General features: G+C 62.7%; 15 protein-coding genes. 9 read left to right on the forward strand and 6 right to left on the reverse strand.

From position 1 onward, the window contains the following. The first annotated feature begins 378 nt into the window (after positions 1 to 378). On the forward strand, positions 379 to 747 hold the full coding sequence (locus tag QMA15_RS27370) for a cupin domain-containing protein (protein ID WP_019746921.1): 369 nt from the start codon (positions 379 to 381) through the stop codon (positions 745 to 747). Between the two features lie 26 nt (positions 748 to 773). On the opposite strand, the gene recD is transcribed toward QMA15_RS27370, so the two are convergent. From recD to recC, 3 genes are read right to left on the reverse strand one after another with little or no spacing between them, the layout of a single operon-like run. Further along, positions 774 to 2,642 carry an exodeoxyribonuclease V subunit alpha gene (gene recD / locus QMA15_RS27375; RefSeq protein WP_142006513.1) on the reverse strand — a complete coding sequence of 623 codons (1,869 nt, stop codon included), beginning with the start codon at positions 2,640 to 2,642 and terminating at the stop codon, positions 774 to 776. Then, the gene (locus QMA15_RS27380) at positions 2,639 to 5,956 is read right to left on the reverse strand and encodes a UvrD-helicase domain-containing protein (protein WP_046377940.1); all 3,318 of its coding nucleotides are present in this window, start codon (positions 5,954 to 5,956) and stop codon (positions 2,639 to 2,641) included. The genes recD and QMA15_RS27380 overlap by 4 nt, the downstream gene beginning before the upstream one ends. A 3-nt stretch (positions 5,957 to 5,959) precedes the next feature. Further along, positions 5,960 to 9,241, reverse strand: coding sequence for an exodeoxyribonuclease V subunit gamma (recC, locus tag QMA15_RS27385; RefSeq protein WP_290287479.1), 3,282 nt, complete (start codon positions 9,239 to 9,241; stop codon positions 5,960 to 5,962). A 97-nt stretch (positions 9,242 to 9,338) separates the two neighbouring features. Between recC and QMA15_RS27390 the strand changes: the two genes are divergently transcribed. The 4 genes from QMA15_RS27390 (at position 9,339) to QMA15_RS27405 (ending at position 12,954) form a co-directional block, all read left to right on the forward strand. Then, positions 9,339 to 10,172, forward strand: a complete 834-nt coding sequence (locus QMA15_RS27390; protein ID WP_020906250.1) for an ABC transporter ATP-binding protein — start codon at positions 9,339 to 9,341, stop codon at positions 10,170 to 10,172. After that, the gene (locus QMA15_RS27395; protein WP_003945560.1) at positions 10,169 to 10,999 is read left to right on the forward strand and encodes an ABC transporter permease subunit; all 831 of its coding nucleotides are present in this window, start codon (positions 10,169 to 10,171) and stop codon (positions 10,997 to 10,999) included. The genes QMA15_RS27390 and QMA15_RS27395 overlap by 4 nt, the downstream gene beginning before the upstream one ends. Continuing rightward, positions 10,996 to 11,793, forward strand: coding sequence for an ABC transporter permease subunit (locus QMA15_RS27400; RefSeq protein ID WP_003945590.1), 798 nt, complete (start codon positions 10,996 to 10,998; stop codon positions 11,791 to 11,793). Before QMA15_RS27395 ends, QMA15_RS27400 begins: the two co-directional genes overlap by 4 nt. A gap of 78 nt (positions 11,794 to 11,871) precedes the next feature. Continuing rightward, positions 11,872 to 12,954 (forward strand): ABC transporter substrate-binding protein, encoded by a 1,083-nt coding sequence (locus QMA15_RS27405; RefSeq protein WP_020968444.1) that lies wholly within the window; start codon positions 11,872 to 11,874, stop codon positions 12,952 to 12,954. 12 nt (positions 12,955 to 12,966) lie between these two features. Here the strand turns inward: QMA15_RS27405 and QMA15_RS27410 are convergent, their stop codons facing one another. Beyond that, on the reverse strand, positions 12,967 to 13,566 hold the full coding sequence (locus QMA15_RS27410; RefSeq protein WP_279163073.1) for a TetR/AcrR family transcriptional regulator: 600 nt from the start codon (positions 13,564 to 13,566) through the stop codon (positions 12,967 to 12,969). A gap of 118 nt (positions 13,567 to 13,684) precedes the next feature. Here QMA15_RS27410 and QMA15_RS27415 point away from each other — a divergent pair, with 118 nt between their 5' ends. Further along, on the forward strand, positions 13,685 to 14,629 hold the full coding sequence (locus tag QMA15_RS27415) for an alpha/beta fold hydrolase (RefSeq protein WP_279163072.1): 945 nt from the start codon (positions 13,685 to 13,687) through the stop codon (positions 14,627 to 14,629). A gap of 17 nt (positions 14,630 to 14,646) precedes the next feature. Here QMA15_RS27415 and QMA15_RS27420 read toward each other — a convergent pair whose 3' ends face one another. After that, a complete protein-coding gene (locus QMA15_RS27420) occupies positions 14,647 to 15,003 on the reverse strand; it encodes a hypothetical protein (protein ID WP_279163071.1) in 357 nt (118 codons plus the stop codon). A gap of 125 nt (positions 15,004 to 15,128) precedes the next feature. On the opposite strand from QMA15_RS27420, the gene QMA15_RS27425 reads away from it, so the two are divergent. Next, positions 15,129 to 15,563: a cupin gene (locus tag QMA15_RS27425; protein ID WP_003945598.1), complete on the forward strand. Its 435-nt coding sequence runs from the start codon at positions 15,129 to 15,131 to the stop codon at positions 15,561 to 15,563. On the opposite strand, the gene QMA15_RS27430 is transcribed toward QMA15_RS27425, so the two are convergent. Continuing rightward, positions 15,552 to 16,757, reverse strand: coding sequence for a cytochrome P450 (locus QMA15_RS27430; protein WP_047890335.1), 1,206 nt, complete (start codon positions 16,755 to 16,757; stop codon positions 15,552 to 15,554). The two genes, QMA15_RS27425 and QMA15_RS27430, sit on opposite strands and share 12 nt — an antisense overlap. A 139-nt stretch (positions 16,758 to 16,896) precedes the next feature. On the opposite strand from QMA15_RS27430, the gene QMA15_RS27435 reads away from it, so the two are divergent. Then, positions 16,897 to 17,757, forward strand: coding sequence for an SDR family oxidoreductase (locus QMA15_RS27435; RefSeq protein ID WP_019746912.1), 861 nt, complete (start codon positions 16,897 to 16,899; stop codon positions 17,755 to 17,757). Next, positions 17,754 to 18,482: an acetoacetate decarboxylase family protein gene (locus QMA15_RS27440; RefSeq protein ID WP_007734116.1), complete on the forward strand. Its 729-nt coding sequence runs from the start codon at positions 17,754 to 17,756 to the stop codon at positions 18,480 to 18,482. Before QMA15_RS27435 ends, QMA15_RS27440 begins: the two co-directional genes overlap by 4 nt. The last annotated feature ends 37 nt before the right edge of the window (positions 18,483 to 18,519 follow it).

Here is an 18,519-nt window from a genome sequence, read left to right on the forward strand (position 1 = left end):
TGCAAAGCAGCAGAGCATCATCGCAACCGCATGTCTGCGAGGACTGTTGCTGCAGAAATTGCTCACCCCCGACGCCGAGGTCGACGCGGCAGCCGAGCGCTTCATCACCTCGTTGACAGCGTCCACCACGTAAGGCCGCACAACCGATCACCCTCGTTCGAAATCACGGACGGGGGCGGTTTTGTCATGGGCTCGGGCCTGTTTCGGCGTCAGCTGGGTCCCTCAACCCCGGCCAAGTGGTGGGTGATCGCACTTTCAACATCTGTACGAGCGAAGTGCCGAAAGATGCGACAAGTGAACCTATCCCGACCCAGCAGACACACGACATCATCGACAAGTCCGATGATTCACATGAGTTTCGAAAGTCAGGATTGAATTGTGACCATTACCTTCCGTGCCGCAGAGTTGAACAGCGCAAGTGGGATCTTCCAGCAAGCACTGCTCGGCCAACCCAGTGCAGAGCCACTCGCCGGAGACATCATCACTCGTGCAGATGTCGAGTTCACCAGTGACGACGGCCGCATTCAATCCGGAGTCTGGGAGAGCGAACCGGGAAAGTCGCGGTGGGAGTTCCTCACCCGCGGCGAGATCATCACTATCGTCTCCGGCGCCATGACCGTCGAGGAGGACGACGGCGATCCCGTACATCTCATTGCCGGGACGAGTGCAATCTTCCCAATCGGATGGAAGGGTACGTGGACGGTCACCGAGACCGTGCGCAAGGTGTTCGTCGTATACAACGAATGACCAAGAGAATCCGCAACATCCGACTTTCACGGCCCGTCGTACGGACGGATCTCCCGACGCAGCCCACTTGCCCTGAGCACCTGTCGCTGAACTCCCGCCCTCACGGAATCCTCCGTGCCGATTACCCTCACATGGTTTCTGGCGCGAGTGATCGCCGTGTACAACAACTCCCGGGTCAGTAGTGACGACGCCTCGGCCGGCAGCATCACCGATACCGTGTCGTACTGGCTGCCCTGGCTCCGGTGAATCGTCATCGCGTAAACGGTCTGCACCGACGAGAGTTGGCTCGGGTGAATCAGAAACGCATCACTCCCCCGCTGGAATGCGGCAATAGGAACGCCATCCTCACGCTGCACGATCACCCCGGCATCCCCGTTGTAGATCTTGGCCTCGTAGTCGTTGGCCGTCACCAACAGGGGTTGGCCCGGATACCACCTCGTCGGATCCAGAAATTGCCCTGATGCCGTGCCGACCCACTCCATCGCCTGTTGCGCCCACCGCCCGACACCGTACGGTCCGTCACGGTGCGCGCACAGAAGGCGGTGCGATTCCAGGCCTTTCAGGGCGCCGATCGCATCACCCTCCTCGGCCGACCTCGTCACCACCTCTGAACTCGCAACGATATCGGCGCGCAATGCGTCAACATCCTCGGGAGAATGGAAGGAGACTGCGGGATCGCCACTACGCAGGATGCGCAGAACCTCAGCGGAATCTCCCGCTCGAACTGCCCTGGCCAACGACGCGATGGTTCCGTCGAAGCGGCGCCCACGTGAGAGTTGAATGATCCCGCCCCGCAGACGATCCTGCTCATCCGCACTCAGCGCCTCTTCGGAACCAGTGGCCGTGAGATCGTCACCCACCAACTGTGTCAGCGCCGGATTTCTACTGACTTCTACCGGGCGGGCGACAAGGTCAGCAAGAACAGCGCCGGCGTCGACTGAGGTCAACTGATCGGGATCGCCGACGAGCAGTAGCCGGGCATCGGGGCGAACCGCTTCGAGCAGGCGCGCCATCAAGGTGAGGGAGACCATCGACGTCTCGTCGACGACGACCACGTCGTAGGGAAGTCTGTTGGTCGCATTGTATTTGAAACGGCTCGAACTCCCCCGCTGCCAACCGAGTAGCCGGTGCAGGGTCATGGCCGCTAGTTCTTCGGGAAGGCCAAGGCTCGCGGTCTGCTCACGTACGGACTCTTGCAGACGTGCTGCGGCTTTGCCCGTCGGTGCGGCCAGCCCGATGCGGGCATTCGAACCCAGTTCCTCCGACAGGAGAGCGAGAATACGTGCAACCGTATGGGTTTTGCCGGTTCCGGGCCCACCGGCGATGACCGTCGTCCACTGTGTCGCGGCGAGAGCAGCGGCTATCCGTTGACGATCAGGGCTGGTGGTCGGCCCCTTCTCGTCTACGAACAGCGAATCCAGGCGCGTTCGGACCGCTTTCAGGTCGGCGGGCGGCCACGTGGACGCACGCTCGTCGAGCACTCGCCGAATCGTCTGCTCCTGCAGAAAGTACCGATCGAGGTAGAGAAGCTCACCGTCGTCCGTGTCGACCAACCGGAGGGGCCTGAGCGGTCCGGCGTTGCCGCCGGTCACCAGAGGGCTCAGCCGAAGGGCGGCAACGATCTCCGACGGTTCGGGCCACGGCAACGACGTGAGTTCGTCTTCCGTCGCATTGTCGACGCTCACGTCGCGCATCCGTCGTAGATCGAGGCACACCGAACCTGATCGCACGGCCCGAACTGCCAACGCTGCGGCCAGCATCACTTCTTCGGAAGTTTCACCGCCCAGGCTGCACACTCTCGTCGCGACATGAACATCGGCGGCAACCAGAACCCCGGCTTCGTTGAAGATTCGCACGATCCCTTTGGCGCGCTGCGCCAATTGCGCCTCGGTCATCGAATCTTCTCCCCTACTGTGTGGGACGCATCAAGACCGGCCAGCAGATCCGATAGTTCAACCGTCAGCTGAGCAGGCGGTTTCCATTCGAATACACCACATTCCGGCGGACTGTCCGGGCCGAGCATCCCACGCACGAATTGATACTGCGCACCCCCGAGATGGCGATGCGGATCGTAGTCGGGCAGTCGCCACCGCAGATACCGATGCAGCGCAACCGAATACAGCAGTGCCTGCAAGGGATAGTGCGAGCGCATCATCTCCGTCGCCATGAGTTCGCGCGTGTAGTTGGCAGCCGTCAGATCGCCGCGGCCCAGCCGATTTGTCTTGTAGTCGACGATCACGAACGACGGGCCCGGGATCCGCAAGACGGCGTCGATACTGCCCGTCAGGAACCCGCGCATCGGTGACGTCTCGACACGCTCAAGATGGTCGGCGTAAGACGCCAGAATGTCGTCCGGGGGAAGGTGTCGCCTCAACAGTTCCGACACTCCGCGAAGTGTGACACTCATCGACACCGGATCGTCGCCACCGGCCAGTGGGAGTTCGAAATCGAGTTCGGGAAGACGATCTTTCGGCGCGATCGTGGCCAAGGTTCCGAATCCCAGTGGAGTCTGCATCACCAGCAACAACGCATCCGCGAGTGCTTCGGAGTCGACCTCGGCCGCCCGAACCGAGACCGCCTCCGCGCAGCGTATACGGAGTTCCGCTCTCAGGTCTGAAGCAGCAGTGTCCACCACCTCGAGCACTTCATGCACCAGCGTGCCGAATGCGGCGCCCGCCGGAAGACCGTTCATCGGTGAAGGCAACGCCTCCAGCGGTGAGGGGGTGACGGTCCCGACGTCTACGGAATCCTCCGGCTCGTCGTCCTTTTCGGGATCCTCTACCTCACTGTCGGTGCTCGTGACCGCGTGGTGCGCTCCGGCGGTCAGTGCCGAGTACGACGTACGACGCCAGAGAGTGTCCAGGTCTCGATCGAAACGCGCCGCGGCCAGTTCGGTCACGTTCGCGGCTGCACCGGACCACTGGACGGGCGACGGTGGATGTGGACCTACTGGTTCCACCGAGATCACATCGGAAGCTGCTGCTGGCCACGTCGCGAGTCGTGCTGCGGTTGTACCGTCGTCGAGCACCTTCACTACCCGAGCAGGTTCGGCGATGCCGGGTGTACGTCCGAGCATCAACCGGTGCAGTGGCGAGCGTGAGGTCCCGTAGCTGGGCGCCCACCAGAGCACTAGTTGGCACTGCGCCCGGGTCAGCGCCACGTACAGCAGCCGCAGTTCTTCGCCCGCTTCTTCAGCCTCCGCAACAGTCTTTCTGGCGTTGTGCCCCGGGCCTTCCTGCCCACCGACGTCGAGGATGCGGCGCCCATCCGGATCGTGCAACAACTGCGTCGGAGAGTTGAAGCCGCCCACGCTCTCCCAACTGAACGGGACGTAGACGATCGGGAATTCGAGCCCTTTGGTGGCGTGCACGGTTGCGATTTGTACAGCGGCAGCATCGCTGTCGAGGCGACGGCTTCTGTCGGTGGCACTCCCGGACGTCGGGTCCTTGATCCGATCGGAGAGCCAGCGAACCAATGCGCTCAACCCGAACGCTTCCTCGGTGGCGACGCGGCCGAGAAGTTGTGCGACGTGCCGCAGATCGGTGAAATCTCGTTCGCCGGACGAGGCCGCGAGTACACGCTTCTCCAGATTCGTTTCGGCGGAGATCCTTTCGAACACGGCCGCGAACCCGACGCGTGCGAACAACCCGGAGTACGAGCGCAGTTGACCCGCGAGTTCCGCGACGACGTTGTCGCCATCGACGTCCAATTCTTCGGCGGTGCGCCCGAAAATCGGAGAGAGGGCGGTCAACCGGACGCGATCAGACCGGTGTGGCTGCTCGATCGCCTGCAGCAGCCACAGCCACTGTGTTGCGCTGGGTGTCGCGAAAACACTGGAACCGCCGGTCAATACGGACGGTACACCTACGGCATCGAGGGCATCGCGAATCATCGCCACCTGCTTGTGGGTGCGCACCAATACCGCGACGTCTCCCGGCTCGACCGGGCGCGGATCACCGTCGACTGCCAAGCGGGCATCGCTGCCCAGCAGTCCGACCACGTCTGCTGCGACGTCGTCGGCGACGCGACTGCGAAGTCTGCCGACGGCCGGAAATCCCGAACGATTGAGCGGTCCGGCTCCGGTACGCGGCAGATGGCGTACACGCATCGGCACCGGGCCGGACAACCGAGACTTCTTGTGCGAAGCCTCTACTGGATGCGCGACGATGCCCTCGTTACCCAGTGCGGCGCCGCCGTAGAGGTGTTCGAGTGCCGCCAACAACCCTGGATCGCTGCGCCAATTGGTGGTCAACTCCTGGTGCGCATCCGCCTGATTGACCGCATCGAGATAACTCAGGACTTCTGCCCCGCGGAACGCATAGATGGCTTGTTTGGGATCACCGACCAGGACCAGGGTGGTGTGACCGTGGAAGGCCAACCGCAGAATGTCCCACTGCAACGGATCGGTGTCCTGGAACTCGTCGATCAGCACGACCTTGAACTTCTCGCGCACCCGACGGCACGCGACGGGGCCGTATTCCGGATCCGTCAACACGCCGTGCAGCAGCGTCAGGAGATCGTTGAAGTCGCGAATTCCTTTGGTCCGCTTACGTCGTTCAACCTCGAGACGAGCAGCCGCCGCGAACAGGACTCGCTGACCGGGAGCGGTCTCCTCCTCGCCGTCGGGTTCGAGAATTGCCTGGCCATCGCCGACTGCGCTTCGGGCAATGGCCAGCGCGTCCTTCGTGGAGAACGGTGGAGACGAGTCCGTCCGGCTGTAGCGGCTGAGGTACAAATCCGAGACGACCTCACTGATCAGGTCGTCGACCGACTCCACAAAAGTTGTGTCGGGTTCGCGTTCCCCGGCGATGCCGAGTCCGTCGAGCATCCTCTGACAGAAACTGTGGGTGGTCGTGATGGTGCCGGCGTCGAACTCCGCGAGAGCGCGCAGGAGTCGACGACGCCGCACGCCGATCTCCTCGTCGTCAGCTGTGGCGAGGTACGACACCAGATCATCATCCGACCGCCTCGCCGCCTCCGGGTCGACCAGAGCGGCGGACACTCCGGCGAACCTCTCCCTGGCACGCTCACGAAGTTCCTGAGTGGCGGCCCGGCTGAATGTCACCAGCAGAACTTGCGAAATGTCAGCGAGACCTTCGGCAACACAACGGGTTGCGAGTCCGACGATCGCGTAGGTCTTGCCAGTTCCGGCGCTCGCTTCCAACACCGTGGTGCCGGTCGGTAGCGGCCCCAAAAGGTCGAAGTCCACGGGTTACTCCGCTCTTTCGTTGGTCAGCAACGGATCCCACAGTCGTCGGGCGAGAACTCCGAATCGAGTCGGTTCCTCGGCCCAGACGAATTCGTCGTCCGACGGCGGATCCGCAGCCAACTCCGCCAGTGTTCGAGCTTCTCCGAAAACGTAAGCGTTGCTCGGATCGATCATCTCGCCGTACTGCCCGGTCCACTGGGTGTCCGCACCGTTTGTCGCATCGTCGACCGACTCGCCACCAAAGCGTCGGCGCGCATATTCGGCTGAAGTAGCGGCCCACATCGGCAACGGACGCTGCAGCCCCCGCTCGCGTAGGTCCACCAGTTGCTGCAGGATCTCGACCGCATTGCCTGGCGCATCGAGCACCGACCGTGCCGCTGCTATCTTTCCCCGACCCCGTCCGATGGAGACTGCATCGAGCGCACCGGGTCGTCCGTGCGCTTTCAAGGCGAGCAGGTTTATCCAGGCCGTCATTCGATGTTTAGGCGCCAGTGAGGAATACGACGCTCGCACCACTGAATTGCCGTGCACACCGGTTACCGTTCCGGTGAGACGATGCCCGTCACCGAGGTCGATGTCGACGTCGACAGCCTCGGAGTCGCCCTCGAGGTGTGGCAATGCAAGACCGGCAAGTTGGTCTACCACCCACTCGACGTTGCCCAGAACCGAGGCGCCCAGGTTGTAGGGCGGCAAAGTACCGCGGCGCCACTCGGCTGCACGGAAATCCGCCGAGCTGCGTCCAGCCAAGCGCGAGAGAAGCATCCGGTCACCCAGAGCCCAGGTGGACAGTGGATCGAGCTCGGTTGCCAGCGAATCCGCGATGTCGTCGTCGAGTTCCGGTACCCGGACGCCGAGGCGTTGGCGCAGAAAACCACGGGCGGGGTGTACGAGGAAGTTCACCAGGTCGGCAAGGTTCACTTCCTTCGGATGCACCTCGAGTAGCTTGGCCGACAAGACTGTCGGCAATTCGATCGGCGTTCCGGCAGCAGCCCTGGCACCGGCCAGCGCTGCCGTGTCGAAGCTGAACGGCTGATCCGGCGAGAAGTTTCGATTGTCGAACGATTGCAACGGGTGTCGAGTCAGCACCCCGTTGATCGCTTCCGGGCCCACCGTCGCACTGAGTACATCGAGAAGGCCACTGAGGGGGATCGCCGGTGGTCTGACGACACCGGTGACCGGATCGGCACCGGTATACAACAGAATCAGATGCTCGCCCGCAGACATCACGGCATCGAGAAGCAGTTGCCGGTCTTCACTGCGCAGATCGCGCTCCCCCACAACGGGATCACGGGACAAGATGTCGTCGCCGTCGACTCCACCGGTTCGAGGGAACACCTCGTCGTCGAGTCCGATCAGCACGACCACGCGATGCGGCACCGAACGCATCGGAACCATCGTGCACACCGTCAGTTCGCCGGTTCGGAAGTTGGCACGCGTAGGTCTGCCCGCGAGGCTGCGCGAGAGCATCGCGCGAACATCGGCCAGACGTAACACCGTCTCTCCGCCGAATTCGACAGCAGCTACCAGTTCGCGGTGGGCCCCCGCACTCTGCCAGGAATCGGCGGGCGCAGTGTCGGTCAGCAGATCCAGGGCCCGCATCAGCACACGAAGCCATTCGGCCGGCGAATGTGGACCGGCAAGATCGCGAAGCGAGACTGCCAGGCGATCTACGAACTCTGCGAAACGTCCACTCAGATCGATGTCTGTGCCGTCCACGTCATCGAGTGGCAGCGCGAGATCCAACCAGGCATTTTCCGATTCGTCCGCGCTGACCCCCAACAAGATTCGGTCCATGGCGGTGTTGAAGGTGTTCTGCGGAAATGCATCGAGACCGAATGTGGCACGCTGCCGACTACCGATTCCCCAGCGAGCACCCGCTTCCGTCGTCCATTCCCGCAGTCTTTCCAATTCGTCGTCGCCCCACGAAAAACGTGTGCGGACGGGCTCAGCCGCTGCCAGGTCGAGAACCTCACTGGCTGTAGCCCGGCCGTCGGCCAATTCGAGGAGAGAGCCGAGAACGGCCAGGACAGGATTGGTCTGACGTAATCCGCGGTCTGCCAGCCTTACTCGAAGGAGATGCCCCGGGTGGCCATGGACGCCTTGCCCGAATGCAGCACGAACCAAAGGTGCGTACGTTTCGACGTCCGGGCACATCACGAGTACGTCGCGCGGCTGCAATGTCGGGTCGTCCTCGAACAATCGGAGCAGGCATTCGCGGAGCACCTCGACCTGCCGTGCCGGCCCGTGGCAAGCGTGGACCTGAACTGTCCCATCCGGTTCCGCTGCAACGCTGGGAGCACGATCTGCGATGACATCGGCCTTGACCGTCGCCAGGAGGGATTTCGGGCCGGCTGGTTCGGGAAGATGCACCGACTCGAACTCGGCGGCACCGAGGCTGATCTGAAGTTCACGAACGTCGCGAGCAAGACTCGACAGCAACGGATTGGCGGATATCAGCGCTGACCCGTCTTCCGAACGTCGAATCGTGCTCTCACTTCGAGGCGGTATGCGCGAGCTCATCTTGGTCCACAGCGCGGGGCTGGGATGCGGGAGCCAGATGTGCACGTCCCGATTCGCACTGAGTGCGCTCAAGATCATTCGCTGATCGACCGGCAGCCGGGTCGGCCCGAAGACCGACAGGCGTTCCGGTAGGTCGACCAAGGCCGGGTCCTCGACCAGCGCGCGGCTCACTTGCCCCAGTCGCTCTGCGGGCCCCGGAACGTCGATCTTGTCCGCGACGATGCACCACAGACGTGCCTGCCATTCGAAATCCTCCGACAGCGCCAATCCGTGTCCGTCGGTCAACCGCCCGGCGGCCCAGTCGATCAGCATCTGCGGGCGTTGCGCGGCATAGCTGCGGAAGAGTTCGGTGACATGTGTGGCGGAGGCAAACCGTCGACCTTCACGATGGCCTTCGAGATGCTTCGCCAGGACTCCGCACCAGGGCTCGCCGAGGGACTCGTCGATCACGTCGAGAACCGTCCACACCAATCGCGTCGGCGACCATGGGTCGTCGTCAGCCGTGATTCCACTGACCGCGGCCACGGACTCCGCGACCAGGCGCGCGGGTGAAGGAAACGCGATGTTCGCAGAAATTCCGTCCACTGCTGACGGTCCGGACGTGCCTAGCTGGGAGGACAGCCGCTGATTGAGCCAACGCTCGACGCCCTTGGCCGGCACCGCAACAGTTTCCCGGGCGAATGGATCCGACAGCGGTGTACGGAGGAGCGTGGCCAACGCCGAGACCAAGGTGTCCGAACGCTCGGCCCGGTACAACTTCAGCAATCTTCGCTCCCCTCACTCCGTCCAGACGTCCATCTCACCACGGCGCTGTGACAGGAGACGCCGAACCAGCCTCACGCAGCGGTGACGCGCAGGCAACATGACCGCAACCGGACGTTCGTACTGTGCGGGAATGACCAGTCCCGTCACCACACCTCGCCCCGCTGGAACCGGTCTCGACATCTCCGGCCTCGGCAAGACCTTCGAGATGGGTCGTCGGTCGGTGACCGCGTTGACCGACGTGTCCCTTCAAACCAGCGAAGGCTCCTTTCTGTCTCTGCTCGGGCCGTCCGGATGCGGGAAGTCCACCGTTCTCCGCATCCTTGCGGGCCTCGACACTCCGACGTCGGGAACAGCACTTGTCAACGGACAGTCGCCCGCCGAGTTACGCAAGCGCCGCGAACTCGGAATCGCCTTCCAGGATTCGGCTTTGCTGCCGTGGCGGACGGTGACCTCCAACATCAAACTGCCGCTTCAGGTTGCCGGCATCGATCCCGACCCCGACCAGATCGCCGACCTGATCGCTCTCGTCGGCCTCGAAGGATTCGAGAAGGCCAAGCCCGCTCAATTGTCCGGCGGTATGCGTCAGCGTGTGTCGATCGCACGATCGCTCGTGGTCAAGCCGAGTGTCCTGCTACTCGACGAACCCTTCGGCGCACTGGACGACATGACCCGCCAACGGCTCAACATCGAATTGCTCAGGATCTGGACCGAGAAACCGGCGACCACGTTGATGGTGACTCACGGAATCGCCGAAGCCGTGTTCCTCTCCGACGTCGTTGCCGTCATGACGCCGAGGCCCGGACGCGTCCTCGAAGTCGTGCCGATCGACCTGCCGCGCCCGCGTACTCCCGAGATGATGCGTACACCCGAGTTCCACGAGATCCACGACTACCTCTCCGGACTGCTCTTCGGAAAAGCAGGCGTCGCATGACAATTACCGATATCGAGAACGTCGCGACCGCGGCGGCGCAGCCATCTGTGCCGCGCCGGATCCGATTGAAGCGTCCAACGTGGTTCGGCGGTGCAGTCGGCATCTGCGGACTGATCGCTCTCTGGTGGATTCTGGCGGCGGCCGGTGTTGCGGGAGGTACGATTCCGACGCCGTGGGTGGTTGTCTCGACGATGTTCGACGACGGTTGGTCGCTCTACGGACCCAATTTCACCGTCACGGCTTCCGGTGCGCTGCAGGGCTTTCTCTGGGGAAATCTGCTGGCGATCACGCTTGCCGTGCTTGTCGTCCTCATTCCGCCCATCGAGGGATTGGCCACACAATTGGCGATCCTGAGCTACTGCACACCGCTGTTGGCGCTTGGCCCAATCATCCTGGTCGTCTTCGGCGGCCGGACCCCCACGATCTTTCTCGCCGCGATGTACTGCTTCTTCACCACGATGGTCGGCACACTCGCAGGCCTGAGATCGGCAGACAAGACGAGCCTCGATCTCGTTGCCGCCTACGGCGGTGGGCGTTGGCAGAAGTTCACCAAAGTTCAACTGGTGAGCGCACTTCCGAGCACCTTTGCCGCCCTCAAGATTGCTGCACCCTCGGCTGTACTCGGTGCCATCCTCGGAGAGTATCTCGGCGGGGTGGACAGCGGGATCGGCGTCGCACTCACGGCCGCTCAGACGTCGTACAACGTCCCGCGAACGTGGGGAATGGCCATCGCCGCCGCCTTGCTCGCCGGCCTGGGATACGCCGTCGTCGCAGCGATCGCCCGGCTCGTCACCCCGTGGACGAGCGCTCCGGGAGCACAGAAATGACCGCGGTACGAGGAACATTGAGATTCCTCGCTCCGATTGCCATCGCCTCGGCACTGCTGCTTGTCATCTGGGTGGTCTTCCTCAACGCCTTCCCCCAGGTCGGCCCGCGTGTGGGAAAGACGCCGGCCGACGTCTGGGAGTACCTGTTCTCCGGTCCTAAGTCCGCCGACGCTCGTTCGGGCATCATCGACAACCTGTTCATCACTCTGCGCGACGCCGGTGTCGGCTTTGCCGTCGGAATGACTGCCGCGCTCGTGGTGGCGTCGATCTTCGTCGTTTCCCGCACTGTCGAACAGACTTTCATGCCCGTTGCAATGCTTCTACGATCTGTTCCTCTCGTTGCGATGACCCCGATCATCGTCCTGATATTCGGCCGCGGAATCGTGGGTGTGACGGTCATGGTTGCGATAGTGGTGTTCTTCCCAGCCCTCGTCATGATCATGGTCGGTCTACGTGCCGCTCCGGCTCAGGCACAAGACCTCATAGCTGCGTACGGCGGGAGTCGTTGGACCGCATTGCGAATGGTGTCCGTACCGTCCGCACTTCCGGCGGTGTTCGCCGCCGCTAGGGTGTCAGTGCCCGGCGCTTTGATCGGAGCACTGATCGGCGAATGGCTCGGTAGCGGTCAAGGCTTGGGTTCGAGCATGATCAAAGCCATTCCGCGCTACCAGTACAACGAATTGTGGGCATCTATCGTGGTGATCACCGTGGTGTCGATCGTCCTCTACGCCGTGGTCGGGATCTTCGAAAGCATCGCTCTGTCTCGTTTCGGTCCTTCGGCGGGCAAGTCGTGACATCTGTTAACACGACCTCAACAAACTCTCTCTCCCAAGCAAACTGAACGAAACCGACTGGCCCTAGTGTTCCGATTCATGACGCCATTCAAGCCCGTCCGCCAGCTGGACCGCAGGGCCTTCTTCCGCTACTCCGCGCTGACCGGCATCGCAGTCGCCGGTAGTGCGTCATTGCTCGCGTGTAGCAGTGACTCCAGCAGTTCGAGTGGCGGAACCACGGACGACGGTTCCGAATTCGGAACAGTTGCAGTGCAGTTGTCCTGGATCAAGAACATCGAGTTCGCCGGTGAGTACTTCGCTCTCGACAAGGGGTACTACAAGGATGCCGGGTTCGGGAATGTAGACCTGGTGGCAGGTGGCGCAGCCGGTACCGGCGTCGAAGCCGGCTTGGACACCGGCAAGGTGTGGATCGGAATGTCCGCACCGCAGCTCACAGCACCCGCCGTACTCGACGGACTGGAGGCAAAGATCGTCGGGGCGACGTTCCAGAAGAATCCGTTTGCGATTGTCAGTTCCGCTGCGGCACCGATCAACTCACCGCAGGACATGATCGGCAAGAAGATCGGCGTCCAGGATTCCAATCAGCTCGTCTTCGGAGCGCTCCTGGCAGCCAACGGCCTGACTGAAAGCCAGATGACGATCGTGCCCGCGCAGTTCGATCCGAGCCCCTTGGCGAACGGCGAGGTGGACGGCTGGGTCTCCTACGTGACCAACGAGCCGATCACACTGGCCGCCAAAGGTTTCCCCAACGCCCACTTCCTCTTCGCGGACTACAACCTGCCGTTGGTCGCCGAATCGTTCACGGTTCTCCAGTCCACCATCGACAACGAGAGGGACAAGCTCAAGGCATTCCTGAAGGCCGAGATCCAGGGCTGGAAGGACGCGGTCGCTGATCCGGCAGAGTCGGCACGGCTTGCCGTCGAGGTCTACGGCAAGGACCAGAACCTGGAACTCGAAGAGCAGATCAAGGAAGCCACCGCACAGAACGATCTTGTGGTGTCGGCAGATACCAAAGCAAACGGGTTGTTCACGATGACACCCCAACTGATCGAACAGAACATCGCAGCACTGTCGAAAGCGGGGCTGGAGATTACGGCGGACCAACTGTTCGACATGTCGATCCTCGAAGAGGTGTACGCCGAGAATCCGGAGTTGATCTGACCGAGCCGAGCGTCAACGAACCTCTCGCGCGAGTACGCCCGAGATGAATAGTTGTACAAGGACCTCGGCCTTGTACCGGGCATCGGACCCAGCACCGATACAAAGGTTCCCGATGCCTTTGAGCACGTTGTACGCATCGACCCGTGAAGCAGTGCCAACAGACTCGAGCGCTGCCTCCAGGAGGGAGCCACATACCGGGACGAGGCGGTCGACGAAGTAGGCGTGCAGAGCGTCGGACCCGGCGCTGTCTCCTTGCAGTGCGCCGGCGAGCCCGTGCTTGGTGACCAGGAACTCCACGAACAAAGCCACCCATGCCCGCAAAGCCGCCTCCGGCGTTGCACTCTCCACGAGCATCTGTGGGCCCGCGTCCGCACACGCCTCGACTTGGTGTCGGTATACGGCGACCACCAACTCGGGGCGCGTCGGGAAGTGGCGGTAGATCGTCCCCATGCCGACGCCGGCCTTCGCCGCAATCTCCCGCACCGGAGCGTCGACTCCGGACTCTACGAACACTGCTGCCGCCGCGTCGAGCAGCACCTGCTCGCTTCGACGTGGGCGACCGACTTGCTTGGGAGAGGCGACGCGCGACTGCTCGTCCTGGGCATCAGCCATGTGCACTCCTCGCTGACTCACAACATATGTTTGCATTACGGAACACCGCTCCGTAATGTTGCGGAACGACGCTCCGATAAACAGTATCGCAGGGTGCAGCCTCAGCAAGGAACTTGCCATGACCTCATCAATGATCGACACTCTGAACGGCATCATCGGCGCCGGCACCCCGGTCGTCTCCGTTGCCCCCGTCGAGTTGTTCGCCCCCGATCGACCTGTCCCGCTGGAAGTACGTGTGTCTGCTCCGGCAGCAGGTACGAACCTCCCCGTTGTGGTGTTCTCCCACGGCAACGGCTGGAACCTCGATGGATACTCGCCACTCACGGCATTCTGGGCATCCCACGGATTCGTGGTGATCCAGCCGACACATCTGGACTCGCGCCGGAACGGTTTCGGGTTCGACCACCCGGTTTTCCCGACGATCTGGACCGAGAGGATCGCGGATCTCACACGCATCCTTGATCAGCTCGACACCATCGAATTTGCCGTGCCCGGGCTTGCCGGCCGCATCGACCGCAGTCGAGTTGCCGCCACTGGTCACTCCTGGGGCGGGCAAACCGCTCAGTCGCTCCTCGGAGCAAGGATCTTCGACGAGGCCGGCCAGGTCGGCCAGGACATGTCCGACAGCCGCGTCACCGCGGGAATCCTGTTCGCAGCAACCGGTCTCGGCGGCGAGAAACTGCATCCCTTCGCGCAGGCGAACTTCCCGTTCATGCGCCCCTCGTTCCAGGAACTGACGACGCCGACACTCGTCGTCGCGGGCGACCACGACCAGTCCAAGATGTCCAGCCGCGGACCTGACTGGTTCACCGACGCCTACACGCACAGCCCCGGAGCCACCGACCTCCTGACCTTCTACGGTGCCGAGCACGCACTCGGCGGAATCGTCGGATACGAAGTCGCCGAGACCACTGACGAGAACCCAGAGCGGGTCGCCGCCATCCAACGGATGAGTACTGCCTACCTTCGGACCGCGTTGCGCATCGATGAGACCAGCTGGCCAGCGGCCCGGGCCGCGTTCAGCGACAACGCCGACCCGATCGGCCGAGTCGACACCAAGTAATGCGGCAGTGATCCAACTTATTGGCCGAAGTTGAACCTGAGATTCGCATTTATCAAGGTGTTGAGCCGCTTTCGCATCCGCACGACCTCCGCCTCCGACGGTATCGGATCTTCGAGGAAAAGCGTCCAACGCAGCATCGTGCCGTTTCCGACCGCCTCGATGTCGAATCGGATGACGGCGTCGGGGCGGTCCGGCCAGATCGACGACCAGATCACCAGCCCCGGTTCTTCAGCCCTGACGATCTCCGGTGCGATCTCGCTCTCGAGAAGTTCCAGCCAGTGCCGGGCGGGCTGGCGGTACGGATCGATCAATGCCTCGAACATGAAGCGCGCAGGCGGCGGCTGGCTCCGGCGCCTCGTCGCGACTTGCCGCATGGCACGAGCGTAACCGCCTCTCAAGGGCATACCTCTGCCTTCGCAGTGCTGGATCCACGAAAACTGGGATAAACCGGGCATCGACGGAGGACACTCAGGAGCACATCCGTCTGGGAGGGCCGCTCATGCGTAAACGCCATCAGGTTCTGCTTGCAGTGTCCGCAGCGATCGGGCTGTCTCTGACGCCGATCAATGCGTCGGCAACACCGAGCACGGGAGTACACGGTGAAATTCTCGGGCAGGTGACTTTCGACGGCAAGGACTACATCCTGCGTCAGATCACCATCGACCCCGGCGGTTCCACCGGTTGGCACTTCCACGACGGGACGCTCTACGCACTGATCGCGCAGGGCACGTTGAGCCACTACCGATCCGATTGCTCCGTCGACGGGATCTACAGCGCCGGAAATACTTTGATCGAACCGAGCGGTTCAGATCATGTGCACATCGGAAACAACTCGCAGACAACACCATTGGTACTCGAGGTCGTCTACGTCAATCCGGCGGGCAGCCCCCTCTCCGAAGATGCTGCGCCTCCCAACTGCCAACTACCCGGCTGACGGCGCCGAAGCGGTAAACCGCACCGGCATCGATTCGAGACCGGACACGAAGTTGGCGGCACGCCGCTGCAACGGCGCGTCGGTGGCAAGTGCCATTCCCGGCAGCCTGGCGAAGAGTTGCTCGAACATGATCCGTCCCTCGAGCCTGGCCAGCTGATTACCCAGACAGAAATGCGTTCCGAAGCCGAAGGCCACGTGTGGATTCGGTGTGCGGCCGATATCGAACCGTTCGGCGTTCAGGAACACGGACTCGTCGAAATTCGCCGATTCGAAGAGCAGCAGCATCTTCTCACCTGCCTTCAACTGCGCACCGAAGAAATCGGTATCACGGGTCAGGGTTCGAGCCATGTTCTTGATCGGCGAGGACCACCGCAACATCTCCTCCATTGCCAAGGGAATGGCATCTGGATCGTCGGCCAGCGCTCGATGCTGGTCCGGATGGCGCAGCAGCTGCTCCATGCCGCCGCTCAGGACGTGCCGTGTGGTCTCGTCACCGCCGATGAGTATCAGTAGGGACTCGTTGACGATTTCCTGATCGGAGAGGGCCTCGCCGTCGACCGCACTGTGAATCAATGTGCTCACCAAATCGTCGGCCGGCTCGCTCCTCCGCTCGGCAATGGTTCGCATCATGTACGCGGTGAAGTCGACATACGCAGCCATCATGGCCTGCAGTTGCTCCTGGGAAGCGTTGCTTCCCAATGCCTTCACCAGATCATCCGACCACCGCAGAAACAACGCGCGTTCCTCGGGACGGACACCCAACATGTCGCCGATGACGGCCATGGGAAGCGGTGCCGCCAGGTCTGCGACGAAGTCGGCTTCTCCTTTCTCACAGACGGCGTCGATCAGTTGATCGCAGATCTCCCGGATACGGCCGGCCTTGGCTTCGACCTTCTTACGTGTGAAACCCGCGTTGACCAAGCGTCGACGCGTGAGGTGCTGCGGGTCGTCCATGTCGATCATCTGCGGCAACGGACCCGTTTCGGGGCGGATGCCGCCGGCGTTGGAGAACAGTTCGGGATCCCGCTCGGCTGCGACGACGGCGTCGTAGCTCGCGGCCGCGGTGATTCCGTTGGCGTCGTCTCGGTACACGGGCTCGTGATCACGCATCCAGGCGTATGCGTCGCGCACATTCCCGAGGTCTCCGCTGTAGAAGCGTCCGTCGATCAAATCGAAGGTCGGTCTGGTAGCCATCACTCCACCTCTCGCACAACCCTTGCCACAATAAGTAGAACCTGTTCCTATATAGCGTGGGGCGTTTTCACCGAAGCCGAACCGGAAAACCTCCAGAATCAGCACGCGAGCCCGCCGGAGCAACGACCAGGAGACACACATGGACGACGACACCGCCTCAGCGGGCATACCCACTTTCACCGGCACATCGATACTGGTGACCGGCGGCGGTAGTGGCATCGGTCTGGGCATCGCTCGTTCGCTGGTTGCGTCTGGCGCTCACGTCACGATCTGCGGACGCAACAAGGAGAAACTCGAAGCTGCCGCCGAATCGATCCGGCAGTCGAGCCCGGAAGGATCGGTCAGCGTCTCCCCTACCGACGTCACGATCGAGGCAGACGTCGTCGCCGCTGTTGCCGCGGCGGTCTCCGTCACCGGAAAGCTCGACGGAGTCGTGGCCTGCGCCGGCGGGAACGAAACCATCGCACCGGTCACGCAACTCGACGTCGACGCGTGGCGCCGCACCGTCGACCTCAACGTCACGGGGACCATGCTGACGATCAAGCACGGCGCCCGGGCGCTGGTGGCAGGAGGCGGTGGATCCATCGTCGCGATCTCGTCGATCGCCAGCAGCAACACACATCGCTGGTTCGGCGCGTACGGCGTCTCGAAATCCGGCGTCGACCACCTGGTGCAATTGGCGGCAGACGAACTGGGCGCCAGCAACATTCGTGTCAACGCGATCCGCCCAGGGCTGACCCGAACGGATCTGGTCGCGCTCATCACCGACGGTGGCCCGATCCTGGACGACTACCTGGCCAACACGCCGCTCGAACGCGTCGGCGAGGTCGAGGACGTCGCCGGACTCGCTTCCTTCCTACTCGGACCGCAATCCACCTGGATCACCGGGCAGATCATCAACGTCGACGGAGGCCAAATGCTGCGCCGCGGACCGGATTTCCGCTCGATGCTCGAACCCGTCTACGGATCCGACGGACTCCGCGGGGTGGTCGCGCCATGAGCTACACGATTCTGGGCAAGAAGGTCGAGATGCCCGTCGAAGTTCGCACCGCGTCGGCCTTCATGGCGTTGTACTCGGTACCCAGCGCAACGGCGCAGTCGATCATCGATTACACCGGCTTGACCGTGCTCCAGTACCGTCCCGGCCGGGCGCTGTGCGGCCTGGTTTTTGTCGACTACATCGATGGGGATCTGGGGCCGTACAACGAATTCGGGGTGACGTACATGGTGCGTAGCCACACTGCGCCTCCCGAAACCTCGGTGCTGGGAGATCTACGTTCGCTCGCTGCCGGAACTGCAGGGGCACTCATTCACGAGTTGCCGGTGGACGGAGAGTTCACCAAGGCCGCCGGCCGGGAAATCTGGGGATTCCCGAAGGTGCTCGCCGAGTTCGACACCGAGCACGTCGGCTCGGTCAAGCGCGGATCCGTCTCGCGCGACGGCAAACTCATCACACAGTTGAGTGTGAAGTCCGGCGTCAGCGTGCCTGGCGGCGGAGCCAACATGTCGTTGGCCGCGTACTCGCATCTCGACGGCGCAACCAGGTGCACGTCGTGGGACATGGCGCCGACCGGCGTCAAATCGCGCCCTGGTGGAGCAGAGGTTCAGCTGGGTAGTCACCCGATGGCGGCGGAGCTTCGGAAACTGGGACTCCCCCGCCGGGCCCTGATGACCACGACCATCAAAAACCTGGCGATGACGTTCGGGGAGGCGACAACGATCTGAGTGTCAGCCGACGGCACCCCTTTCGGTCACGTGTGAC

Source organism: Rhodococcus sp. APC 3903 (genome assembly GCF_030407755.1).
In the GTDB taxonomy this organism is placed as follows: Bacteria; Actinomycetota; Actinomycetes; order Mycobacteriales; family Mycobacteriaceae; genus Rhodococcus_F; species Rhodococcus_F erythropolis.